Below are 20,013 nucleotides of genomic sequence, written 5' to 3' on the forward strand. Positions count from 1 at the left end.
AGTATGCTTAACCGGTTAAAACAACTTCAAACATCAACCAAAGGCTACGTTGGCATTCCAATCGTCTTGCTAATGATATTAGCAATGGTGATTCTTCCTTTGCCTCCTCTGCTACTGGATGCGCTGTTTACCTTTAATATCGTCTTAGCAATCCTAGTATTGCTGGTCAGCACAACCGCAAAGCGACCATTAGATTTCTCTGTTTTTCCAACTATTTTGCTGGTCGCAACATTATTACGTCTCACATTGAACGTGGCTTCTACGCGAATTGTACTCCTAGAAGGACATAATGGTGGTGACGCAGCGGGTAAGGTCATTCAAGCATTCGGTGAAGTCGTCATTGGCGGTAACTACGTCGTTGGTATGGTGGTGTTCGTCATCTTGATGATCATCAACTTCGTCGTAATCACCAAAGGTGGTGAACGTATTTCTGAGGTTTCAGCCCGCTTTACGTTGGATGCTTTACCAGGCAAACAAATGGCAATTGATGCCGACTTAAACGCTGGCCTTATCGATCAGGAAACGGCTCGCTTACGCCGTAAAGAAGTCGCCAACGAAGCCGATTTTCATGGTTCGATGGATGGTGCATCAAAGTTTGTGCGTGGCGATGCCATCGCAGGTTTGTTGATTCTGTTTATCAATATCATTGGTGGTATCAGTATTGGTGTCTTCGAGCATGGACTCGCTGCGTCTGACGCCTTTAAAACTTATGCCCTACTCACAATCGGTGATGGTCTAGTTGCTCAAATTCCTTCACTACTATTGGCAACGGCTGCCGCGATTATCGTTACGCGAATTAATGATAGCGATAATGGCATGTCGGAAACCATGCAAAAGCAATTACTGGCAACTCCTGCAACGCTATTTACTGTCGCAGGTATTATGGCGGTAATCGGTATGGTACCGGGTATGCCACACCTAGCCTTTTTTGCGTTTGCTGGCGCATTAGCGTTCGCAGGGTGGCGTCAAACCAAGAAGCCAGTGCAAGACTCCCAGATTGAAGAGGTCGAAGCACTTTCACAAGCAATGCAAGACGATGATACACCGCTGACATGGGATGATATTCCTCACGTCCAAACATTATCACTTGCGCTTGGTTACCGACTCGTCCATCTAGTCAACAAAGAACAAGGGGCTCCTTTATCACAACGTATCCGCGGTGTGCGTCGAAACCTTTCTGAACAAGTTGGCTTTTTATTACCTGAAGTTCGTATTCGTGACAATCTGAGCCTCAAGCCAAACCAATACACAATTTCTCTAAATGGCGAAGTCATTGAGCAAGGTTTTATTGAACCAGAGCGTTTAATGGCGATAGCGGTTGGCGAAACTTACGGTGAGGTAGATGGCATTTTGGGTAGCGATCCTGCTTATCAGTTGCCAGCTGTGTGGATTGAGCATCAAGATAAAGCAAAAGCACTTAATATGGGTTACCAAGTTGTCGATGATGGCACTGTTATTGCCACTCATATTAGTAAAATCATGAAGACAAACCTTGCAGAATTGTTTACGCACGACGATGTGGAAGCAATAACCCAGCGTTTGACACAACAAGCCCCGAAACTAGCAGAAGCATTAGCAGCAGCACTTAATCCAGCGCAGCAGCTGAAAGTATATCGTCAGCTTTTATTGGACCAAGTGCCACTAAAAGATATTCGCACGATTGCCAACACAATGTTGGAATCCGCGGAAAATACAAAGGACCCGATCCTACTTGCATCTGATGTGCGCTGTGCACTAAAGCGTACGCTTGTTAACTTAATTGCAGGACAAAAGAACGAGTTAAATGTCTACGCACTGTCTGATGAGTTAGAACAAATGCTACTAACTTCACTGCAACAAGCACAATCTTCTGGTACGGTAACACTAGATAGCTTCCCAATTGAGCCAAACATTCTTGGTCAGTTCCAACAAAACTTGCCATTGATCAGACAACAGCTTAAGCAACAGGGGCTACCTCCGATCCTTCTCGTTATGCCACAGCTGCGCCCTCTTCTAGCGCGTTACGCTCGTACATTTACACAAGGGCTGGCAGTATTGTCTTACAACGAAATCCCAGAAAACAAACAAATCAATGTGGTAGGAAACCTTGGTTAATCTTATTTCAACACATGCGATGTACGAACATTTGGTTGGTCTCGCAGTACAACATATCGTCACGGATGACGATCAATTAGTCTTTGATGCTTTAAAACACAATGATGTCCAACACGCATGCCAAGCAATTAGGGAAGCTCAATCAGGAGAAGTAGAATTCCAACACCTGACGTTGAGATTTGGTATGCGTGGAGAACAAAGTGTCTATCAATTCAAACTCTCTGAACAAATGCAGTACTGCCTGGATTTGTTCAGTCTTTACCTTGCACTAAGACAAACACAATTTCAGTTAGAAGCCTTTCATCACGACTTGATTAGTAATGTTGTCGTGCCGATTCGCGTGGATGCATTACTGTGGGAGCCTGGGGTTTATTTCCTCGAACAGACGATTCAATTCCACTCTTCTGCTTTTCAACATGTGATTCCTTCTCTTCAAGCTGATGAAACGTTATGTGATCGTGATAAAGTCGCCACACTCACCAAAAAGTTAAAAGAGAATGCATATTCACTTTGGTTTGAAGTCGCAACATCGCAAGTGAACTTCGAGCGCGTCGCAGACTTTAGTCCCGATATGATCAAATTGTCAGTCACACTAGAAGATAAAGAAGAAAGACACGCTTTCCTACCTATTGCTAAGTTCTTAAGAAAGCATAAATATACTTGGGTTGCCGGACGTGTAGCGAGTCAAACGGAACTTAACCGGTATCGTTTATTGGGTGCCAGTTATTATTTTGGTTATTTCAGCGATATCCCAACCTCTCTCTCCTTTCAATCTTTTGATGAGGAATAGTTGAAACTCAACCATTTATATTTAAAACAGCACGATTTATTCGTGCTGTTTTTTATTTATAACGGATAACCACAAGATCATTGGGCAATAGTTTCTTTAACTTAACTAAAAAATTTAGGCTTATATGATGATTTTCCCGGTTTTCATGGAATACAAATCACTAAAAATCATCAATTTTTATCTTTTTTAGAAATTTTTTAATTTTCAAATTAATCATTAAAGCCGACCGACCGCCTCTAGTTAGTGACAAGGGAATATCCCGAGGCCTGAAAGATATAGTGACTAACTAAGGAGACTAAGATGGCTTTATCAATGCACACTAACTACGCTTCGCTTGTAACTCAAAACACAATGAACACAACAAGCGGACTTCTAAACACAGCAATGGAACGTCTAAGCACAGGCTACCGTGTGAACTCAGCTGCTGATGACGCTGCTGGTCTTCAAATTGCTAACCGTCTAGAAGCGCAAACACGCGGCATGTCAGTAGCAATGCGTAACGCACAAGACGGCATCTCTATGATGCAAACTGCTGAAGGTGCGATGGATGAAATGACAAACATCGTTTACCGTATGAACGACCTTGCTACACAATCGTTGAACGGTTCAAACAGTGCAACAGACCGTGCGTCTCTTAACAAAGAGTTCACACAGCTTACTGCAGAACTAAACAACATCGTAGACAACACTAAGTTCGGTGGTCAAAACCTTCTTAAAGGCGGCGGCTTCGGTGCAGGTGACGTAACATTCCAAATCGGTGCATCTTCTGCTGAAACATTGACTGTAAGCGCAAGCGCAGGTATCGGTGAAATCACTACTATCCTTGCTGATGCAGCAATTACAGATGGTATCGATGACGCGACTAAAGCAAAAGCAGCACTAGACAAAATCAGCGGCGCTGACGGTCTAGTAGAAAAAATTGGTAGCTCTCGTGCAGACTTCGGTGCGAACATCAACCGTCTTGAGCACACTATGGCTAACCTTGGTAACATGGTAGAAAACGTTACAGCATCTAAAGGTCGTATCATGGATACAGACTTTGCAGTAGAGTCTTCAAACATGACTAAGAACCAAATGTTGATGCAAGCAGGTACAACTGTTCTGTCTCAAACTAACCAGCTTCCAAGCATGGCAATGTCACTACTACGCTAATTACTTAGTTAATAGTGCGCTTAATTTAAATCGTCTTAATTATAAAGCCTTCCTATGGAAGGCTTTATTTTTATCTACGAATATAAATAGAGCTCGTATTATCTTTGTGAGATTCAGGCACTCTGAATCCGAACTTCAACATAATATTGAATAAAACCTTATTAAACAGTTCTAATTCTATCGTCTCTAATTTACTTCCTATTTTACTATCTCTAAGTTCAGGAAAATTGAACTTAGCCTCCTTTAAGATACTAGCTATCTCATCAGAATTGATGCTCTGTTTACTTAATAGTTTTTTGTTAATGAACTCTTCATATGCACGAGCACATTTCATCAATCGTAACGCAAATTCATTCATAACTGACATTCTTTGAAACGTAAAAAATTTAATTTTTAGTGAGAACACTTGCACATCGCACTATCAAAAATAATATCAGAACGCAATTAATGCACTCTGTAAGAATTATCTGAATCAAGCTGAAGTAAAGGCTGAATATAACGTCTAATTAAAACATCTCTCCTAATTAGAACCGTCAATACAATTAAATATTTTCTTTGTTTAGGTCGCCTTTTCTTATAAGGAAATTACTTTTTCCATGGAGGAAGGCGGAACAAACAAGGTGGAAACACCACTTCCTCCCAAGAAAACAAGATAGCTTTAAACCTTTGTTTTAATTGAATTTAATATACGGCACGCATCTTGCCACTGATAATTAAACTAAGGCGTAGCATTCAAAGTATTCAAGCCAATAAGAGATGAGAGGAGCACACCTCATGAGTTCTTTAGACCCAGTAAAAATGGCAACCCAATTCGCACAATTGGACACAAACCCATTCAAAAACCGTTACCAAGCGCAAGCTAATGTGTACCAGTCACAACTGTCAGCTTTTAATAAAGTTGAAAGCGCACTACGTGATTTTCGTACTGCAATGAAAGAGATGAATAACAGCACAAACAGCATCATCAAAAACAGTGCGACACTCTCTCAAGAAGGTAACTTTACTGCAAACGCGGATGCTAAAGCGCTAACGGGTAACTATCAGATTTTTGTAGAAAAAGTGGCAACAGCACATCAAGTATCTACAGGAATGCCTGCAGACCTTGAGGCGACGACAGAAGTACCAACAACTGGATCTTTAGAATTCACCATCAACGGTGAAACAATGACTCTAGACTTGTCCTCCGTTGATGTTAATGGTGACGGCACTGCAACGATCAGTGATTTAGCAAGTGCGATTAACAATCACACGGATAACCCTGGCGTTAACGCCACTCTAGTTCGCTCAAATGGTCAAACACACTTTATGCTATCGAGCACTGAGACTGGTGTCGAAAATAAGATCAACGTATCTGCAACGGGTACTGGCCAAGCGTGGTTTGAAGACGCCTTCACCAACCTCAAGCAAATTAACGCTCCGCAAGATGCGGTTATGTGGCTAGGTGCAAAAGACTCAGGCCTGAAACTAACCAACGCAAGTAATACTTTTGAAGGTGTCATCGACGGTGTTGACATTACCGTATCTAAACCGCAAGCCGCGGGAGATTCGCCAATCGGTTTAAAAATTGGAGCTGATAGCGAAGGCACTAAAGAACAACTAGATAAGTTTGTGGAAACCTACAATGCCCTTGTTTCGACTATCGATCAGTACACCCAAATTGGCGGTGAAGATCAGAAACGCGGCGTGCTCGCTAGCGACTCGACATTGCGTTCTATTGAGAGTCAGTTAACGGGGTTAATCCGAGGTGAACACAATGGTATGCGCCTAAGCGAAATCGGCGTGAGCCTAGACCGCAACGGTAAAATGAAAGTTGATCAAGAAAAGTTCAAAGAAGCTCAACAAACAAACAGCGCAGGCTTAGAGGCGTTGTTTAATGGGGATGACGCTTTGCTAGATTCTCTTGACGCGATGGTAGAGCCTTTCTTGAAGTTCTCATCAGGAACCTTCAGCACGCGTAAAGACGCAATACAGTCAAGCTTAGACCGAATCAAAGATAAACAAACCAATTTAGAGCGTAAGTACGAAATGTCGTACAACCGCTACCTCAAACAATTCACTCAAATGAATTCAATTATGACCCAAATGAACCAAACCATGTCCATGTTTAATGCTCAAAAATAAGACATTTGGTTCCAAATTTAGGAGAAATATTCATGCTTATGGATTCTGGTTACGATTCGTACCAACAAGTCGATCTCGACGCTCAAGCGGCAGCAGCAAATCCACACCAATTGGTCATCATGTTAATCGATGGCCTACTCGATGAAGTTGAACGTATTCGCGGCCACCTAGCCGCAAATCGTTTGGCCGAGAAAGGGAATGGAATCAACAAATGCATGAACATCTTGATTGGACTAACAAGTGCTCTAGATGATGAAAACGGCGGTGAAATTGCGGAAAACCTAAGCCAGCTGTATGACTTCTGCCAAGTCGAACTTTATTACGCTAGCGTGCAAAACGATGCAAATCGCTTGGTTAACGTTGAGCGTGTAATGGGTAACATTCGTGAAGGTTGGATGAATTTTGGACAACAAGCATAAAGTATCGCCAGAGCGATTCCGTCATTTATCTCAGCTCATCCAGTTCGCCGCAAAAACGGCCGATTGGCATGCGCTCAAGCGGTACGACTTGCAGTTGCGAGAGCTTTTGATCAGTCACAAGCCTTTTTTGAAAGATCCTAAGCTTGCACCTGAAATCCAGCGAGCGAAAACAGTGCACGCTAATGCCTTCGCAGTATTAGAGAAGTCGACCAACGAGTTGAAAAAAGAGATGAACATGGTCAATGACCATCAAGAACGCGCTATGGCCTATCAATTAGCAATGACCATGGAGCTAACTCAATGATCATACCTTCTTCAACTCAGCACTCGGGTAATTCGCCAGCTAACAATGAGGGTCACATCAAGCAAGCGAACTCGGTACACGGCTTTTCTCATGGTTTTAAATCAGGGAACAAGCAGAATGGTGAGCAAGACTTTAACTCTGCGTCAGCGGTACCGAGTTTTCACCTTACGGCCTCTACTTTGAACAGCGCAAACAAAGTACAAAGTCATGGTTTTGATACTGATGACCGCTCAGCTTCAGATCCGGATGCCAACTTGACCAGTACACTAGGGTTAACAGAGTCGACTGATCTTGCAGCGCAAGCTCAAGCTTTAACCCAGGGTATGATTACCATGGCAGAGAAGCAGGCTGAGAAACTAGGAAAAGCGTCATCTTTAATGACTGCGAGCGAAGTTAAGTCTGTTACTCAAGATTCGTCTAACGCTATGTTAAACACATCATCAAAACAAGATGTGAAGCAAAGTCTGCCGACTTCATCGAGTTCGCGTTTGCCTATCTCCGGTGCTGAGTTTCAAACTCTTTTGAATCAACCTGTTCAAGGGCAACCAACCGCCTCTCTACTTCAAGCACAAGCTCCTACAACACAACCTGCACATTCACCGGTTGCGACGAGTCATGTTCAAGCTCAAGGCTCTGAGTGGGCAGCGGTGCGTGTTGATACCACTGCCGGAAAGTGGGGGGAGCAAATGATGCAAGTATTACATGATCGCGTGACGCTCCAAGCTCAACAAAATGTACAAGAAGCAAAAATCCGCCTAGACCCACCAGACTTAGGGAAATTGGATTTACTTGTACGTGTTGAAGGTGACCGATTGAGTGTCCACATCAACGCCAATGCCGCAGCAACACGAGAAGCTTTAATGCAAGTTTCGGAACGATTGCGTACTGAGTTACAAGAGCAAAACTTCGTTCATGTCGATGTCAATGTTGGCTCTGATCAAAACCAAGGTCGAAATGACCCACATGCAAACGAAGAAGACGCCAATATTTTCGCCGCACGAGAATCTGGTGCATTCCAAACCACGACAACAACTAACTATTCAGAACACTGGCTAAGCACTCAAGCTTAGTGAATCTTCGAGGAAAAAGGTTATGACCAAACAACAAATGATCGCCCTGTTTATCGCCATGATCATCACCAGTGCCCTCGTTTCGGCCGTCACAATTATGGGCGGAATCTGGTACTTAAACAAACACGCTCAAGAGTCACCTGACTCTGGTTCACTGATCGAAGACTCTCCACTGTCTTTTTTGGTCACAGAACAACCGACAAGTAAAGGTCCTAGCTTCCATCCTTTGGACAAAGTCGTTTTGACCGTTAAAGGCAAGAAACAGACTCACTTTGTGATGCTAGAACTGGCAATTGAGACACGCCGTCCAGAGCGTATCAAAGAGATCGATGAATACATGCCTATGGTACAAAACTCTCTATTAAAACTGTTTAGCGACAAAACGTTTGATCAGTTACAGCAAGCGGGTGCCATCGATATTCTGCAAGACGAAGTGAAGCAAACGCTTCTACTCGCTTTTGCTAAAACAGACATCGTCCGAGAAATCGACGATGTTTTGTTGACTAAATATGTTGTGCAATAACGGAGCACAACCATGTTAGACATGAATGTACAAGACACTTACACCACAGAAGAGGAAGTGACAACACCGTCACGACCAATTGATGAAAACGCATTGCTACAACGTCATCAGGTCATGGTAAAACGCGTAGTTAACCAGCTGCGCGTTCATGCCACTTCTCACTGTAGTATTGAAGATATGCAGCAGATAGGCCTTATCGCTCTAGTCGAGGCTGGACGCCGATATGGCGATGTTGACGATCCTCACTTTCCTGCTTTCGCCGTTTGTCGAGTTCGGGGAGCTATTTTAGACGAATTACGCCGACTAGATTGGCGTTCACGTAAGACTCGTCAACAAGCCCACGAGCTCAACGACGTGACTCGAGATCTCACTCGAACGTTAGGTCGAATGCCAACGGATGCCGAAATCATCCAGGCTTTAGGGACGAATGAGCAAGATTATTACAACCGCCAAAATGCCGCTCTCGCAGGCGAGATGCAAAGCCTTGACCAACTGATGGAGAGCAGCGGTGATAGCTACATTGGCGGGCAATACGATGGCATGGAACATGAACATATTCGTCGTAGTTTAGACAGTGCTTTGGGTAAATTACCTAAGCGCGATCAACTGCTCCTGACTCTGTTCTATCAACATGAACTCAACTTACACGAAATAGCTCTGGTATTGGATCTGACACCACCTCGTATATGTCAGCTTCACAAACAAGCGCTGAAACAACTCAACCAATTAATGTCCTCTTAGGAGTCACAAGATGCAAAAGTTTTTTGGAGTGCTCACTATCCTGGTGTGCGTCTTCGGTGGATATATGTGGGCCGGTGGTAGCTTAGGTGCTATCTGGCAGCCAGCCGAATTCCTTATCATTATTGGCGCCGCTGCTGGTTCTTTGATCATCGGTAATCCGCCTCATGTACTGAAAGAAATGCGTCGCCAAGTGCCAGCGACCATTAAAGGCCCAACAGAAGAGCATGAGTACTACATGGAATTAATGGCACTACTCAACAACTTGCTAGAGACAGCGAGAAACCGCGGATACAAGTTTCTGGATTCTCATATTGAGGCTCCGGAGCAAAGCTCTATGTTCCTCGCTTACCCGACGATCGCAGAAGATCATCGCCTAATTTCTTTCATTACTGACAATTTACGTTTAATGGCAATGGGACAGATGTCGCCTCATGAATTAGAGGGACTGCTAGAGCAAGAAATCGAAGCAATACAGAACGAAATGCTTTTACCTTCACGCTCACTACAGCGTACAGCAGAAGCACTACCTGGCTTCGGTATTCTTGCAGCAGTTGGTGGCATCATTATCACCATGCAAGCTATTGATGGCTCAATCGCTATGATTGGGTATCACGTTGCGGCAGCTCTCGTTGGTACATTCATTGGTATTTTCGGTTGTTACTGTGGCTTAGATCCACTAAGTAACGCCATGGCTCAGCGAGTAAAACGTAATATGACTGCTTTTGAGTGCGTTCGTGCAACCTTGGTTGCCTACGTAGCGAAAAAGCCGACATTGCTCGCCATTGACGCTGGTCGTAAACATATTCAGCTAGACATCAAACCAACATTCAACCAAATGGAGAAGTGGTTAGCTGAACAGGAGGGATAATGCAAAAACAAGAGCATGTAGTGTTCAAACGTGCCAAAGTATACAGCCATGATGAGTCGTCTCATGGCGGCGCGTGGAAAGTCGCGTTTGCTGACTTCATGATCGCCCTAATGGCGCTGTTTCTTGTACTTTGGGTTATGCAGGTGGTAGACAAAGAAGAGCGTAAAGCGATTGTTGCCCACTTGCATAGTTCAAGCGTATTCGACAAGAGTTACGGCAACCCATTTGATACGTCACAAAGTATTTCTCCTATCGACTTGGCACAGGACTCTTCTGTGCCAAGTAAACACAACTCCAACCATGTAGTAAGCTCTTACTTTAAAGGTGATGGGGATGGACCAGAAATTGATTCTTTGATTCCTGGTAACTTCGATACTCAAGAGCAACTTGCCGCACTAGCGAAAGTAATTGAGCAAATGACTGCCCAAATTAATGCGCAGGGAAATGTAAACGTCACGGTGACACCACAAGGTTTGCGTATCGTCCTTCAAGATGATTACAAACAGCATATGTTCAGCCGTGGTGGTGCAGAACTTACTCCTTTTTTTGAAGATTTACTGCTCGCACTAGCACCTGTATTTCATCGTGTTAACAACCCTCTGATCATCAGCGGACACACAGATGCAATTCCATTTAAAAAGCGTTTTGGTCGTCAATCTAACTGGGCGTTATCAGCCTCTCGAGCAGACGTAGCAAGAAATACGTTAGTTGAAGGCGGTATGCCGGATGATAGAGTAATGCAGGTAACGGGTATGTCAGATAGAGCGCTGCTTAATCCTGATGAGCCAGATTCTAGCGAAAACCGTCGTATTGAGCTGTTTGTTTTAACGACTCCTGCCGCTAAAGTGCTTGAGACCCTTTTTGGCAACCACCAAGAAAGCGAACTGCAAAAAGCGAAAGATAAGGCTGAATTCAACCAACCAGTCATTCGTCAAGAAGTCATCAATTACTCCGGCGATACCGCCACCAGCGAAGTAAAAATTCAAGAATTATAATCTTAAAAGGTCACCACTCTGATGGTGACCTCTCTAACCAAAGCCTCTGTTACTGTGACTTTTTAGTTGAGTTCTATATGCACATAACATCATCCGAAAAAAGAAAAAGCGACTTACTAAAGAAAGCCTTTTTATGGCTCATTGTCTTCGATTACCTTTTATTGGCGTTTTTCTTAACTCAGCTATCAAGTATGACACTAAACAGCGGAACCATGATCAGCTTGTTACTTGTTGTTTATAACGTCTTACTTGTTTCGCTATGTTTTCAACGAACCAACAAGCAGGACTCTTACATTATCTACCCTGTTTTGTCCGCAACGTTATTAGCATTTGTCTGCTTTCTTTACTTCTTTTTTTTAATTTAGCTCCCCGACTCGACCATTGATTTTATTTTTACTGCTTTTTCGAAGTGGTCGAGCTGATGAGTCTGAATCCACCACGTGGCCGCTTCCATCAACAGCTCTGGGTCGTCATTTTTATTAGCGAAAAACGCATAAAATGAGAGACCAACCAATTCACCTTTACTCGCGATCTTTTTGTCACAGATCTCTATAATTTTGTCTCTCAGCGAAGCTCTCATTTCTAATCCCTTAACCTAGTACATACTCACTAACCATACGGTTGAAAGAAATCAAATCAAACGAGCCTTTAATTTCAAAACGCACTCTTCCCACCTCACTCATGAAGAACTCGATTTCACAATCCAAATCAAAAGTACCAGAGGTCTCGATAGAAAATGCATTGATCTTACTGTAAGGCAAAGAAGTGTAATCCACTTTTGAGCCGGTAATCCCTTGCACATTTGCCGCTATCACTCGCTTGTTCGTAAACACCACTTGGTCACGAACTGTTTTAAAAGCAGCGAAAATAGTCTCACCATCAATCAAGAACTTAAGGAAGTCTTCTCTGGCATTAGAAACGTCAATCGGCTTAAGCTTAAATACAGAGGAATTGTCGAAATCAATCATAATTAATCCTTTGAGTGGGCGTTAGAACGAATTATCAACGTATCAGATAGCACCACTTTTGCCTACTCGCAACGCACGTTTCTGCTTGATTCGCCCAACAACGAAGCGTCACTCACTTCCACCCTTGCATCCATTGCTCAGAGTCTTTTAGGTCTTGCCAGTTCATCTCTCGGTCGCGTTTACTCATGACTGCCTCGATGACACATCTCACAACGTTACCATCTTCATCTAGTTCCATTTCTGTCACGACAAAATGCTTCTCTTTGTTTTTAGGTGAAATTGCCGTCCATTTACTGTGCAATAGTTTCTTAGGGTGGATTCTGTTCATCGCATTGTACCAATTTAACTACCATGTTGATGTATACGACTGAATACCAAGAGAGAATCAGATTTTGTTTTTGCAAACCGACAAAAGATAAAACCGCAAAAGAGATCACTCCCTTTCGCGGCTCTAACTACAATCCGACTAGGTCTTCTGACCATTCAGTCGAGGGTTTAGGTACTGATTTTGTAGCAACTGTAACCCTTTACCGACCAGAACAATCACTACCGCGCCAATCAGGACAGGCGTGAAGAGAAAACTCCATCCCTGCCCAGACGCCATGATCAAAATTGGATTTGCACCCGCAGGTGGATGAGTGGTCTTCGTAATCAGCATCGCAGAAACACCTAGCCCCGTCGCAATCGCGAGCGTGACCGGCGTGACGTCAACATACTGGCTAAACGCAATACCGATAGATGCCGTAATGAAGTGACCAATGATAACGTTTTTTGGTTGAGCGAGAGGGCTGCTAGGCACCCCAAACACCAACACCGCCGTAGCACCAAATGGCGCCATGAGAAGTACTACCTCAGTAAGAGATACCTCGGCGTAGGACAATACGCCAATAGCCAACGTAGCGCCAAGCCCGGCAACCAACGATAAAATTAAATTATTCATAAACACCTCAAAAGTAGACCGAATTGTCTACAAAATAAAATAGACAAATCTGTCTACCTTTGTCAATATGTATTTATGGAACTTTTTGAGGACGTAGTTATGAACAAAAAGAAACAGTTATTGATCGACACAGCTTTGTCACTGTTTTATAAACAAGGCATCAACTCTATTGGCATCAATGAAGTCCTCAATGTTTCCGGCGTGGCTAAACGCACGCTATATAACCATTTTGAGAGCAAAGAAGCGCTTATCATCGCCGCATTAGAACAACGCCACCAAGTATTTATGGAATGGTTGGAGGAAAAGCTTTCTTCAGCACAAACGTGCGCGGAGGTGATCGATCAGTTATTTACAGCACTCAACGGCTGGTTTCATGGCTCTGAAGAAAAGTTGGGCGAGTTTCGCGGTTGCTTTTTCATCAATACGTCCGCGGAATTCAGTGACGACAGTGGCGAGATCGCAACGTATTGCCGCTACCATAAACAGCAAGTCAGAGAGCTAATTCAACGCTATCTCAAATCAGAAAACGCTTCATTACTCGATGCCATTTGCATCATGAAAGAGGGCGCGATCACTACCGCTTACATGACGAAAGAGTACGACAACGTCACGAAGAAATGCGTGACCATTTTGCACAAGCTTTAATGCGTTCAGGTATAGTCATTTGCGGATTAAGTATTCAAACCAAAGGCACCAATCGGTGCCTTTTGTTTTAGTTAATCAGTGTACTTACAGCTCGTGCTCAGTACGTGCGATGATGTCGTCTTGCGCATCTGGTGATAGCGCGGTGAAAAACGCTGAGTAGCCTGCAACTCGTACAACAAGATCACGATATTGCTCTGGGTTCTTCTTCGCAGCCAGCAAGGTCTCACGAGAAACGATGTTGTACTGCACGTGCCAACCTTTGTGGTGGTTGAAGAAGGTACGAATCAACATAGAAAGCTTGAGCTTATCCCCTTCAGACTCAACTGCTGCCGGGCTTAACTTCTGGTTAAGCAGCACGCCACCAAGGATCTTATTCGCTTGAATCTTACCAACCGAGTTGTACACTGCCGTTGGACCTAAACGGTCTGAGCCAGATGACGGGCTTGCACCTTCTGCCAATGGCGTTTTCGCTTTACGACCATCTGGCGTTGCCATGGTTGAAGCACCGAATGGGACGTTTGCCGAGATACTTGATGTACCTGCGTAGTAACCGCCGCCAATTGGACCACGCCCATGACGCGTATTAACGAACTGTTCTAGCTCATCAATGTACACTTGGTAAGCGTCTGCCAGTAGTTGGTCTACTGCGTCATCATCGTTACCGTATTTTGGTGCAAAGTTGATAAGACGTTGGCGAAGCTGTTCGTTCTCCATGCCGTCGAAATCTTCTGCCAATGCTTTTGCCAACTCTGGTTGGGTGATTTGCGCGTCATCGAAAACAAGGTGCTTGATGGCAGCTAGGCTGTTACCCAAGTTTGCGATACCGACTTGCAAGCCAGATACCCAATCGTATTTCGCGCCGCCTTCTTTCACGGTTTTACCGCGAGCCAAACAGTCATCCACCAGCGTTGAACAGAAGATGTCTTGTGCCTGCTGTTCAAGCACGCTGTCGACTACCGTATCAATCTCAATCGATTTACGGGTGTAGTAGCGGATTTGCTCTGCCCAAGAAGCCGTCACTTGCTCAAAGTTCTCAAAGTTACCTTTCGCTAATGACTTATCGTGCGGCAAGAAGGCTTTACCCGTTGTTGCATCCACACCTTCGTTCAATGAAGCGAGCAGGATACGAGCGAAGTTAATGAAGCTCATGCCCGTACAACGGTAACCCCATTTGCCCGGAACCGCCGTCTCGATACAGCCGATAGAGGCGTAGTTGTAAGCATCTTCTTTCTCTACACCAAGCTTGATGAATTCAGGGATGACAATCTCATCGTTGTTGAACGCTGGCATACCGAAGCCGCATTTAATCACTTCAATACAGCCCATTAAGAACTCTTGGTTTAAACCTTCATGGTAACGCACACTCAAGTTAGGTTGCGTCGAACGTAACTGACCACAAGATTCCAGAATCGCCCAAGAAAGGGGATTCACTGCATCTTCAGGCTCACCCTTTTCATTCAACTTCTGACCGCCGATACACACGTTTTGATACAGCGGAGAACCTGCCGATGCTTTTGAGTGTGCACCAGAGCGAATCTTGTTTACTTCAAGCAACTTCAACCAGCAGCTTTGTAAAAGCTCTAGTGCGAAGTCTTTCTCAATCGTGCCGTTTTCGATATCGCGAACATAAAATTCGTTGAGGAATTGGTCCATACGACCGAAAGAAACCGAGTGACCGTTCGATTCGATTTGTAGCATCAATTGAACGAAGTAGCTCAATTGCAGTGCTTGCCAGAAGTTTTCCGGCGCATCACTCGCGACATGACGACAGTTTGCCGCAATGCTTTCTAACTCAGCTTTGCGCAGCGGGCGCGTCTCTTCTAACGCCATTTTTGCCGCCAATTCAGCGTAGCTCACCATGTGATCTTGAATCGCAAGCAGTACGATTTCGACTGATTTATAGAACTGCTCTTTCTTCAAGCCTTCAAAGGTCGAAACATCATTGTTAGCACGGTGCTGACGAACATCCTCTAGCAAGCCGTTCATGCCTAGCTTCAAGATTTTTTCGTTATCCACCGCAAGGTGCGCATCACCCGAAGTCATGTTGCCTTCAGCTTTAATGATGGTGCTGGCTAAGATTTCTTGCTGCTCATCAGTGAACAAGCCATAACAACGGTCTTGAACGGTTTTACCGCGCCAGTACGGCGTGATGCTGTGGATGCTTTGCTTATCTTCTTCAGTGACCGCAAAGCCTGCACCAGGGCGGTCAGCTAGCTCATCAATTTCCGCTTCAATCCAACGTACAGTGTATTCTGGGAAAATAGGCGCAGCGCGTACTTTGCTCGCTTGGTTACCGACGATTAGCTCATCGTGTTTAATCCAAATCGTACGAGTGCGTAAGTGCTCTTGCAGTGCTAGCGCACGTTGGACAATCACAGGTTTGTCTTCGTTCGCTTGATAAGCACGAGTGTATGCCTCTGCACGCTCGGTACAGACAGGTGGCGTTACGATATTTACCAGTGCCGATTTGTGCGCTTTGATACGCTCAGGAAGGTAATTCAGGTCCATAGTTAACCTCTTACAATCACGTTAAGTTGGGTGTTTTCGCTTGCGTATTGCATGGCGCTTTCTAGCAGTTCTGGTTTGTTTAATGGCTTGTCAGAACACTCGTAAGGCATATCGAGCAAACGGTATTTATTGATGCCGAGCGTGTGGTACGGCAGCAAGTGAAGTTCTTGGCAGCTTTCTAGTGAAGCCGCAAAATCGATGATGTCTTTCAACTCTTCGATGGTGTCATTGAACCCCGGCACCACGGGAACGCGAATCACAATGCGTTTCGCGATAGGTGCCAGTTTTCGGAAATTGTCTTTGATGCGTTTTAGTGAACCTTTCGCCCAGCTAAGAAACTTTTCTTCATCAGTGTGTTTTAAATCCGCCAACCAGCAATCAATATGCGGCGCGGCTTTTTCGACGTTCTTCCACGGCACATGCATGCACGATTCAATAGCGGTAGAGACTTGGTTGTCATGCAGACGCTGTGCGAGTTCTGCTACCAAATCCGCTTGCATGAGTGGCTCACCACCGGAGAAGGTCACACCACCTTGGCTTTGGTCGTAGAAAGGTTTGTCTTTCATTAAGGTGTCGAACAGCATGTCTGATTTCGCCTCTTCACCGCAGACAGTCAGTGCTTGCGTAGGACAGACGTCTCGCAGCGCGATCAGTTGGTCTTCTTTGATGGCTTTGCGATTGATGATGATCCGGTTGTCGATACGTTGAATACCATCACCCACCGTTTCACTACCCGCTGTAGATTGAGTTGTGGCTTGATAAGCAGAAACGCACAGCTGGCAATCTTCCATGCAGCTTCGCTGATCAAACAACAGTGAATGCTTTTCGCTGCGGCTTTCTGGATTTTGACACCAAGGGCAAGACAAGCTGCATCCTTTAAGAAAAAGAATGGAACGAATGCCATCGCCATCATGGGTAGAGAATCGTTGGATATTGAAATACATCTCTGCTTGCCTCTTGGTCTGTGCTACCGCTGTGTACCTAATTCGCTTCTTTTGCTCGTTGAGTCTTATGAACAGCTTTTCTGTTTTCTAACTGAAAGCTTCATTTGAGCCTTTACAAGTTTCACTTAACTTTCATTTAATGAAATTATTATAGTTTCAAATGAAATTTCAATTGATCAAAATCAAGATCTCGTTCGATTGTCAGATCTATAGTGATCCCATCATCAAAACGAAGATTTTGTTTAAGGTAGAAACCATGATTGAACTTTATTTAGATACTGCTGATGTGGCAGAAGTAAAACGCTTTAACCAGTGCCTACCGCTAAAAGGCGTGACGACAAACCCAAGCATTTTGGCGAAATCAAAACAGGGACTGAATGAAACCCTAGCAGACATGCAAGAAGCACTGGGCGGTACACCTCGCTTTCACGCTCAAGTCGTGAGTTCAACCGTCGAAGGCATGGTGGCAGAAGCACGCCAACTGAATGAATTGCCTTACGATATGGTGGTAAAAGTGCCAGCAACAGAAACCGGCTTGGCAGCAATTAAGCTAATGAAAAAAGAGGGAATTCAGGTTCTTGCTACTGCTATCTATTCAGCTCAACAAGGTTTCCTAGCAGCACTGTGCGGTGCTGACTACCTAGCGCCTTACGTAAACCGCATTGATGCGATGAACGGCAATGGTGTTGAAGTGGTCGCGGATCTTCAATTGTTGCTCGATCAAAACCAACTACCAGCGAAGATTTTGGCAGCCAGCTTCAAGAACACTCAACAAGCGATGGAAGTGATGAAACTGGGCATCGAAGCCATTACATTGCCAACCGATGTGGCGGCACAAATGTTCGCTCACCCAGCAGTAAAACCGGCGGTTGAGCAGTTCGATAAAGACTGGAAAGAGACGTTCGGCGAGAAACTTTCATTTGAAAGCTAATTAAAAGTAAGAACTCAATATCTTAGTCAATAGTAAGGGAATCTTAACTCACCCTGTGCGCCGGTGAGTTTGAGATTCCCTTTTGAATTCATATAAAGAGGTGAGGTTTACAGCAGTTCTCTGTTGGTCAGTGACCAAAGGTACACGCGCTTGAGTAAACTGATTTTGATCCTTTTACGAATACCTCGTTTGGAATGGCGGAGTCGGTTTGGTAGCGCAATGGCTTTCATCTCGTTTTTCATTTCTTTTCCATCCACCAACACAGTAGACCTCCGATGCAGTAAGCCAGCAGATCTTTCCAATCAAATGTGGCGCCCAAAATTACAGCCAGAGGCGATGAAGATTCGATACCAAGCCAAACTGCAACCTGTAACAGTTGCCCTAACTCAACAGCAAACGCAATCAACACCACCAGTGAAACCAGCCAGTTAACGGGCATGGAGAACAAGCTTGCAAGAAAGTAGTAGAGCCAAACCACAACGAGAACATCACCAACTGTCGGACGAATAAAGCTGTCTCGAACATAGAGCGCAATAACGACCAATGCGATAAAACACACCAAGCTTTTCAGTCCATTTTTTACCGAAAATCGCAGGTGGATAGCGCACGTTTCTTCCACCATATTGCTTGGCTGACCAGTAAGAGTGACTCGTTTAAACATCTTCATGATTCGCCTTTGCACTTTCTTCTGCTTTCTTATTTCGTGCGTACCAGTCGATGTTGCGTGTAATAACCATAGTGAAACTCAAAATCGCGAAACACAGTAATGTACCCATGACCAATGCGTAGCTTTCTGCTTGTAGCAAGCCAAACAGTAATCCGTAGAGAGTAAGTAAACACGCTCCGAATATCGCGCCGTGCTTGGTGTTGCTCAACATACCGCTCACGTACACACTTAAAAGCCCCGCCGATGCGACTGCTGACACCACATATGCCCAGTTGAAGCCGAGGTGTTCACTCATCGAAATCAGCAACAGATAGAAAAGCGCTAAAGCCAGACCAATAAAACCGTATTGCACAGGGTGCACCGGACGCGCTTGGAACAACTCCAGTAAGAAGAAACTCGCAAATACTAATGTGATAACCAACAGTGAATAGTTCACAGCTCGGTGAGACTTCAAATAGTGATCAACGGGGTCAATCAAATCTACGCCCATTTGTCGCTGTTCAAGCTCGTGACAAGCGTGATTCGATGACAAACAGCTTTGGAACAGCTGCGCGATATTGGTTGAGAAGTTGTTGCTCGCCCATTGCGCGTTAAATCCATCTTCAGATACTTCTGATGACACCGGTAAGTAATCACCGATAAAGCTTGGATGCGCCCATGTTGAAGAGAGCTCCACTGTTGTTTGACTGCCAATTGGTGTGACTTGAAGCTGTCCCATCCCTTGTAGCAAGAAGTTAAGATCGAATACCAAAGGTTTTGCTGGGTTTAGGTCTGCAAGTGTCAGATCACTGTGGAAGCCTTGTGGTAACTGATTTAACCCCGTTCCCGGTGCGACTTCGATATCAGAGCTCGCCATGGTCATGTCATCCAAACGAATCAATCCACGGCTGTCTTCAATGCCAACGACTAGGCTCATGTTGTCAATATCAAGCCCCTGCAACGCCGCGAGTTCGTCTGCATCAAAAGTGCCTTTCAGTGCCACTTGTGCTTTGTATAAACGCGCGCGGTAAATGCCTCGGTACTTTTCAAAACTGTCCAGATTCGCGCTCATATCAAAAGTGCTAGGTAAAAGAAATTTACGACGCTCTTTAATCTGTACTTTGTCATCTCGGTAACTGGTTTCGGTGTAATTAACCATGATGAATGGACCAATGATGCGCTGTTCGCCGCTGCTGCTGCGTGCGATGTCGTTTCTGACTTCATCTTGGCGATATGAGCGTTCTGAGATCAGCCCTGTGACCATTGAAAGCGGGATTTGCAGTAAGACAAACAAAAACAGCACGAAGGCGAACTTCGTGCCGAGTTGGTTATTGAGGATCTTTTTCATGTTTCA

General features: G+C 44.6%; 23 protein-coding genes. 14 read left to right on the forward strand and 9 right to left on the reverse strand.

The window, feature by feature from the left end; translation table 11 throughout:
- Positions 1 to 3: 3 nt before the first annotated feature.
- The 3 genes from flhA to lafA all read left to right on the forward strand — a co-directional run bounded on the left by flhA (position 4) and on the right by lafA (position 4,036).
- Positions 4 to 2,094 carry a flagellar biosynthesis protein FlhA gene (gene flhA, locus R7D93_RS02495; protein WP_005375024.1) on the forward strand — a complete coding sequence of 697 codons (2,091 nt, stop codon included), beginning with the start codon at positions 4 to 6 and terminating at the stop codon, positions 2,092 to 2,094.
- 19 nt (positions 2,095 to 2,113) lie between these two features.
- Positions 2,114 to 2,884 (forward strand): EAL domain-containing protein, encoded by a 771-nt coding sequence (locus tag R7D93_RS02500; protein WP_005375023.1) that lies wholly within the window; start codon positions 2,114 to 2,116, stop codon positions 2,882 to 2,884.
- Between the two features lie 300 nt (positions 2,885 to 3,184).
- The gene (gene lafA, locus R7D93_RS02505) at positions 3,185 to 4,036 is read left to right on the forward strand and encodes a lateral flagellin LafA (protein WP_005375019.1); all 852 of its coding nucleotides are present in this window, start codon (positions 3,185 to 3,187) and stop codon (positions 4,034 to 4,036) included.
- A 70-nt stretch (positions 4,037 to 4,106) separates the two neighbouring features.
- On the opposite strand, the gene R7D93_RS02510 is transcribed toward lafA, so the two are convergent.
- Positions 4,107 to 4,394 carry a hypothetical protein gene (locus R7D93_RS02510; protein ID WP_005375016.1) on the reverse strand — a complete coding sequence of 96 codons (288 nt, stop codon included), beginning with the start codon at positions 4,392 to 4,394 and terminating at the stop codon, positions 4,107 to 4,109.
- Positions 4,395 to 4,810: 416 nt separating this feature from the next.
- Between R7D93_RS02510 and fliD the strand changes: the two genes are divergently transcribed.
- From fliD to R7D93_RS02555, 9 genes are all read left to right on the forward strand, one after another.
- Positions 4,811 to 6,157, forward strand: a complete 1,347-nt coding sequence (fliD, locus tag R7D93_RS02515; protein ID WP_031781075.1) for a flagellar filament capping protein FliD — start codon at positions 4,811 to 4,813, stop codon at positions 6,155 to 6,157.
- Positions 6,158 to 6,189: 32 nt separating this feature from the next.
- Complete coding sequence (fliS, locus tag R7D93_RS02520; protein WP_137283019.1) at positions 6,190 to 6,576, forward strand: flagellar export chaperone FliS; 387 nt, start codon at positions 6,190 to 6,192, stop codon at positions 6,574 to 6,576.
- A complete protein-coding gene (locus R7D93_RS02525; RefSeq protein WP_005375013.1) occupies positions 6,560 to 6,880 on the forward strand; it encodes a hypothetical protein in 321 nt (106 codons plus the stop codon). Before fliS ends, R7D93_RS02525 begins: the two co-directional genes overlap by 17 nt.
- Entirely contained in the window at positions 6,877 to 7,950 is a 1,074-nt protein-coding gene (locus R7D93_RS02530; protein WP_005375012.1) for a flagellar hook-length control protein FliK, read from the forward strand. The genes R7D93_RS02525 and R7D93_RS02530 overlap by 4 nt, the downstream gene beginning before the upstream one ends.
- Before the next feature lie 22 nt (positions 7,951 to 7,972).
- A complete protein-coding gene (gene fliL, locus R7D93_RS02535) occupies positions 7,973 to 8,473 on the forward strand; it encodes a flagellar basal body-associated protein FliL (protein WP_005375011.1) in 501 nt (166 codons plus the stop codon).
- A gap of 12 nt (positions 8,474 to 8,485) precedes the next feature.
- Positions 8,486 to 9,214: a FliA/WhiG family RNA polymerase sigma factor gene (locus R7D93_RS02540; protein WP_005375008.1), complete on the forward strand. Its 729-nt coding sequence runs from the start codon at positions 8,486 to 8,488 to the stop codon at positions 9,212 to 9,214.
- Positions 9,215 to 9,224: 10 nt separating this feature from the next.
- A complete protein-coding gene (motA, locus tag R7D93_RS02545) occupies positions 9,225 to 10,082 on the forward strand; it encodes a flagellar motor stator protein MotA (protein ID WP_005375006.1) in 858 nt (285 codons plus the stop codon).
- Complete coding sequence (locus R7D93_RS02550) at positions 10,082 to 11,077, forward strand: flagellar motor protein MotB (protein WP_005375003.1); 996 nt, start codon at positions 10,082 to 10,084, stop codon at positions 11,075 to 11,077. Before motA ends, R7D93_RS02550 begins: the two co-directional genes overlap by 1 nt.
- Before the next feature lie 77 nt (positions 11,078 to 11,154).
- Entirely contained in the window at positions 11,155 to 11,442 is a 288-nt protein-coding gene (locus tag R7D93_RS02555) for a hypothetical protein (RefSeq protein ID WP_005375002.1), read from the forward strand.
- Here R7D93_RS02555 and R7D93_RS02560 read toward each other — a convergent pair.
- The 4 genes from R7D93_RS02560 to R7D93_RS02575 all read right to left on the reverse strand — a co-directional run bounded on the left by R7D93_RS02560 (position 11,439) and on the right by R7D93_RS02575 (position 12,985).
- Positions 11,439 to 11,657, reverse strand: a complete 219-nt coding sequence (locus tag R7D93_RS02560; RefSeq protein WP_065275490.1) for a DUF6500 family protein — start codon at positions 11,655 to 11,657, stop codon at positions 11,439 to 11,441. The two genes, R7D93_RS02555 and R7D93_RS02560, sit on opposite strands and share 4 nt — an antisense overlap.
- Before the next feature lie 10 nt (positions 11,658 to 11,667).
- The gene (locus tag R7D93_RS02565; RefSeq protein WP_005386881.1) at positions 11,668 to 12,045 is read right to left on the reverse strand and encodes a PH domain-containing protein; all 378 of its coding nucleotides are present in this window, start codon (positions 12,043 to 12,045) and stop codon (positions 11,668 to 11,670) included.
- A 112-nt stretch (positions 12,046 to 12,157) separates the two neighbouring features.
- Positions 12,158 to 12,373, reverse strand: coding sequence for a TIGR02450 family Trp-rich protein (locus R7D93_RS02570; protein WP_005374999.1), 216 nt, complete (start codon positions 12,371 to 12,373; stop codon positions 12,158 to 12,160).
- 138 nt (positions 12,374 to 12,511) lie between these two features.
- Complete coding sequence (locus R7D93_RS02575; protein WP_064354938.1) at positions 12,512 to 12,985, reverse strand: HPP family protein; 474 nt, start codon at positions 12,983 to 12,985, stop codon at positions 12,512 to 12,514.
- 99 nt (positions 12,986 to 13,084) lie between these two features.
- On the opposite strand from R7D93_RS02575, the gene R7D93_RS02580 reads away from it, so the two are divergent.
- Positions 13,085 to 13,630, forward strand: a complete 546-nt coding sequence (locus tag R7D93_RS02580; RefSeq protein ID WP_042521682.1) for a TetR/AcrR family transcriptional regulator — start codon at positions 13,085 to 13,087, stop codon at positions 13,628 to 13,630.
- Positions 13,631 to 13,714: 84 nt separating this feature from the next.
- On the opposite strand, the gene R7D93_RS02585 is transcribed toward R7D93_RS02580, so the two are convergent.
- Positions 13,715 to 16,138, reverse strand: coding sequence for a formate C-acetyltransferase/glycerol dehydratase family glycyl radical enzyme (locus tag R7D93_RS02585; RefSeq protein ID WP_213867892.1), 2,424 nt, complete (start codon positions 16,136 to 16,138; stop codon positions 13,715 to 13,717).
- A 2-nt stretch (positions 16,139 to 16,140) separates the two neighbouring features.
- Positions 16,141 to 17,082 carry a glycyl-radical enzyme activating protein gene (locus tag R7D93_RS02590; RefSeq protein WP_213867893.1) on the reverse strand — a complete coding sequence of 314 codons (942 nt, stop codon included), beginning with the start codon at positions 17,080 to 17,082 and terminating at the stop codon, positions 16,141 to 16,143.
- Between the two features lie 256 nt (positions 17,083 to 17,338).
- On the opposite strand from R7D93_RS02590, the gene R7D93_RS02595 reads away from it, so the two are divergent.
- Positions 17,339 to 18,013 (forward strand): fructose-6-phosphate aldolase, encoded by a 675-nt coding sequence (locus R7D93_RS02595; protein WP_206953154.1) that lies wholly within the window; start codon positions 17,339 to 17,341, stop codon positions 18,011 to 18,013.
- 238 nt (positions 18,014 to 18,251) lie between these two features.
- On the opposite strand, the gene R7D93_RS02600 is transcribed toward R7D93_RS02595, so the two are convergent.
- Together R7D93_RS02600 and creD are read right to left on the reverse strand one after the other, a co-directional pair.
- Entirely contained in the window at positions 18,252 to 18,680 is a 429-nt protein-coding gene (locus R7D93_RS02600) for a DUF2809 domain-containing protein (protein ID WP_031781079.1), read from the reverse strand.
- Positions 18,667 to 20,007, reverse strand: coding sequence for a cell envelope integrity protein CreD (creD, locus tag R7D93_RS02605; RefSeq protein ID WP_005386904.1), 1,341 nt, complete (start codon positions 20,005 to 20,007; stop codon positions 18,667 to 18,669). The genes R7D93_RS02600 and creD overlap by 14 nt, the downstream gene beginning before the upstream one ends.
- Positions 20,008 to 20,013 lie beyond the last annotated feature (6 nt).

The organism is Vibrio sp. YT-15, from assembly GCF_033337445.1.
Taxonomy (GTDB): domain Bacteria; phylum Pseudomonadota; class Gammaproteobacteria; order Enterobacterales; family Vibrionaceae; genus Vibrio; species Vibrio alginolyticus.

What these genes read in the sequence shown, in the direction of transcription:
- flhA (WP_005375024.1), top strand. Translation starts at nt 4, where the DNA reads ATGCTTAACCGGTTAAAACAACTTCAAACATCAACCAAAGGCTACGTT.
- R7D93_RS02500 (WP_005375023.1), top strand. Translation starts at nt 2,114, where the DNA reads ATGTACGAACATTTGGTTGGTCTCGCAGTACAACATATCGTCACGGAT.
- lafA (WP_005375019.1), top strand. Translation starts at nt 3,185, where the DNA reads ATGGCTTTATCAATGCACACTAACTACGCTTCGCTTGTAACTCAAAAC.
- R7D93_RS02510 (WP_005375016.1), bottom strand. Translation starts at nt 4,394, where the DNA reads ATGAATGAATTTGCGTTACGATTGATGAAATGTGCTCGTGCATATGAA.
- fliD (WP_031781075.1), top strand. Translation starts at nt 4,811, where the DNA reads ATGAGTTCTTTAGACCCAGTAAAAATGGCAACCCAATTCGCACAATTG.
- fliS (WP_137283019.1), top strand. Translation starts at nt 6,190, where the DNA reads ATGCTTATGGATTCTGGTTACGATTCGTACCAACAAGTCGATCTCGAC.
- R7D93_RS02530 (WP_005375012.1), top strand. Translation starts at nt 6,877, where the DNA reads ATGATCATACCTTCTTCAACTCAGCACTCGGGTAATTCGCCAGCTAAC.
- fliL (WP_005375011.1), top strand. Translation starts at nt 7,973, where the DNA reads ATGACCAAACAACAAATGATCGCCCTGTTTATCGCCATGATCATCACC.
- R7D93_RS02540 (WP_005375008.1), top strand. Translation starts at nt 8,486, where the DNA reads ATGTTAGACATGAATGTACAAGACACTTACACCACAGAAGAGGAAGTG.
- motA (WP_005375006.1), top strand. Translation starts at nt 9,225, where the DNA reads ATGCAAAAGTTTTTTGGAGTGCTCACTATCCTGGTGTGCGTCTTCGGT.
- R7D93_RS02550 (WP_005375003.1), top strand. Translation starts at nt 10,082, where the DNA reads ATGCAAAAACAAGAGCATGTAGTGTTCAAACGTGCCAAAGTATACAGC.
- R7D93_RS02555 (WP_005375002.1), top strand. Translation starts at nt 11,155, where the DNA reads ATGCACATAACATCATCCGAAAAAAGAAAAAGCGACTTACTAAAGAAA.
- R7D93_RS02560 (WP_065275490.1), bottom strand. Translation starts at nt 11,657, where the DNA reads ATGAGAGCTTCGCTGAGAGACAAAATTATAGAGATCTGTGACAAAAAG.
- R7D93_RS02565 (WP_005386881.1), bottom strand. Translation starts at nt 12,045, where the DNA reads ATGATTGATTTCGACAATTCCTCTGTATTTAAGCTTAAGCCGATTGAC.
- R7D93_RS02570 (WP_005374999.1), bottom strand. Translation starts at nt 12,373, where the DNA reads ATGAACAGAATCCACCCTAAGAAACTATTGCACAGTAAATGGACGGCA.
- R7D93_RS02575 (WP_064354938.1), bottom strand. Translation starts at nt 12,985, where the DNA reads ATGAATAATTTAATTTTATCGTTGGTTGCCGGGCTTGGCGCTACGTTG.
- R7D93_RS02580 (WP_042521682.1), top strand. Translation starts at nt 13,085, where the DNA reads ATGAACAAAAAGAAACAGTTATTGATCGACACAGCTTTGTCACTGTTT.
- R7D93_RS02585 (WP_213867892.1), bottom strand. Translation starts at nt 16,138, where the DNA reads ATGGACCTGAATTACCTTCCTGAGCGTATCAAAGCGCACAAATCGGCA.
- R7D93_RS02590 (WP_213867893.1), bottom strand. Translation starts at nt 17,082, where the DNA reads ATGTATTTCAATATCCAACGATTCTCTACCCATGATGGCGATGGCATT.
- R7D93_RS02595 (WP_206953154.1), top strand. Translation starts at nt 17,339, where the DNA reads ATGATTGAACTTTATTTAGATACTGCTGATGTGGCAGAAGTAAAACGC.
- R7D93_RS02600 (WP_031781079.1), bottom strand. Translation starts at nt 18,680, where the DNA reads ATGAAGATGTTTAAACGAGTCACTCTTACTGGTCAGCCAAGCAATATG.
- creD (WP_005386904.1), bottom strand. Translation starts at nt 20,007, where the DNA reads ATGAAAAAGATCCTCAATAACCAACTCGGCACGAAGTTCGCCTTCGTG.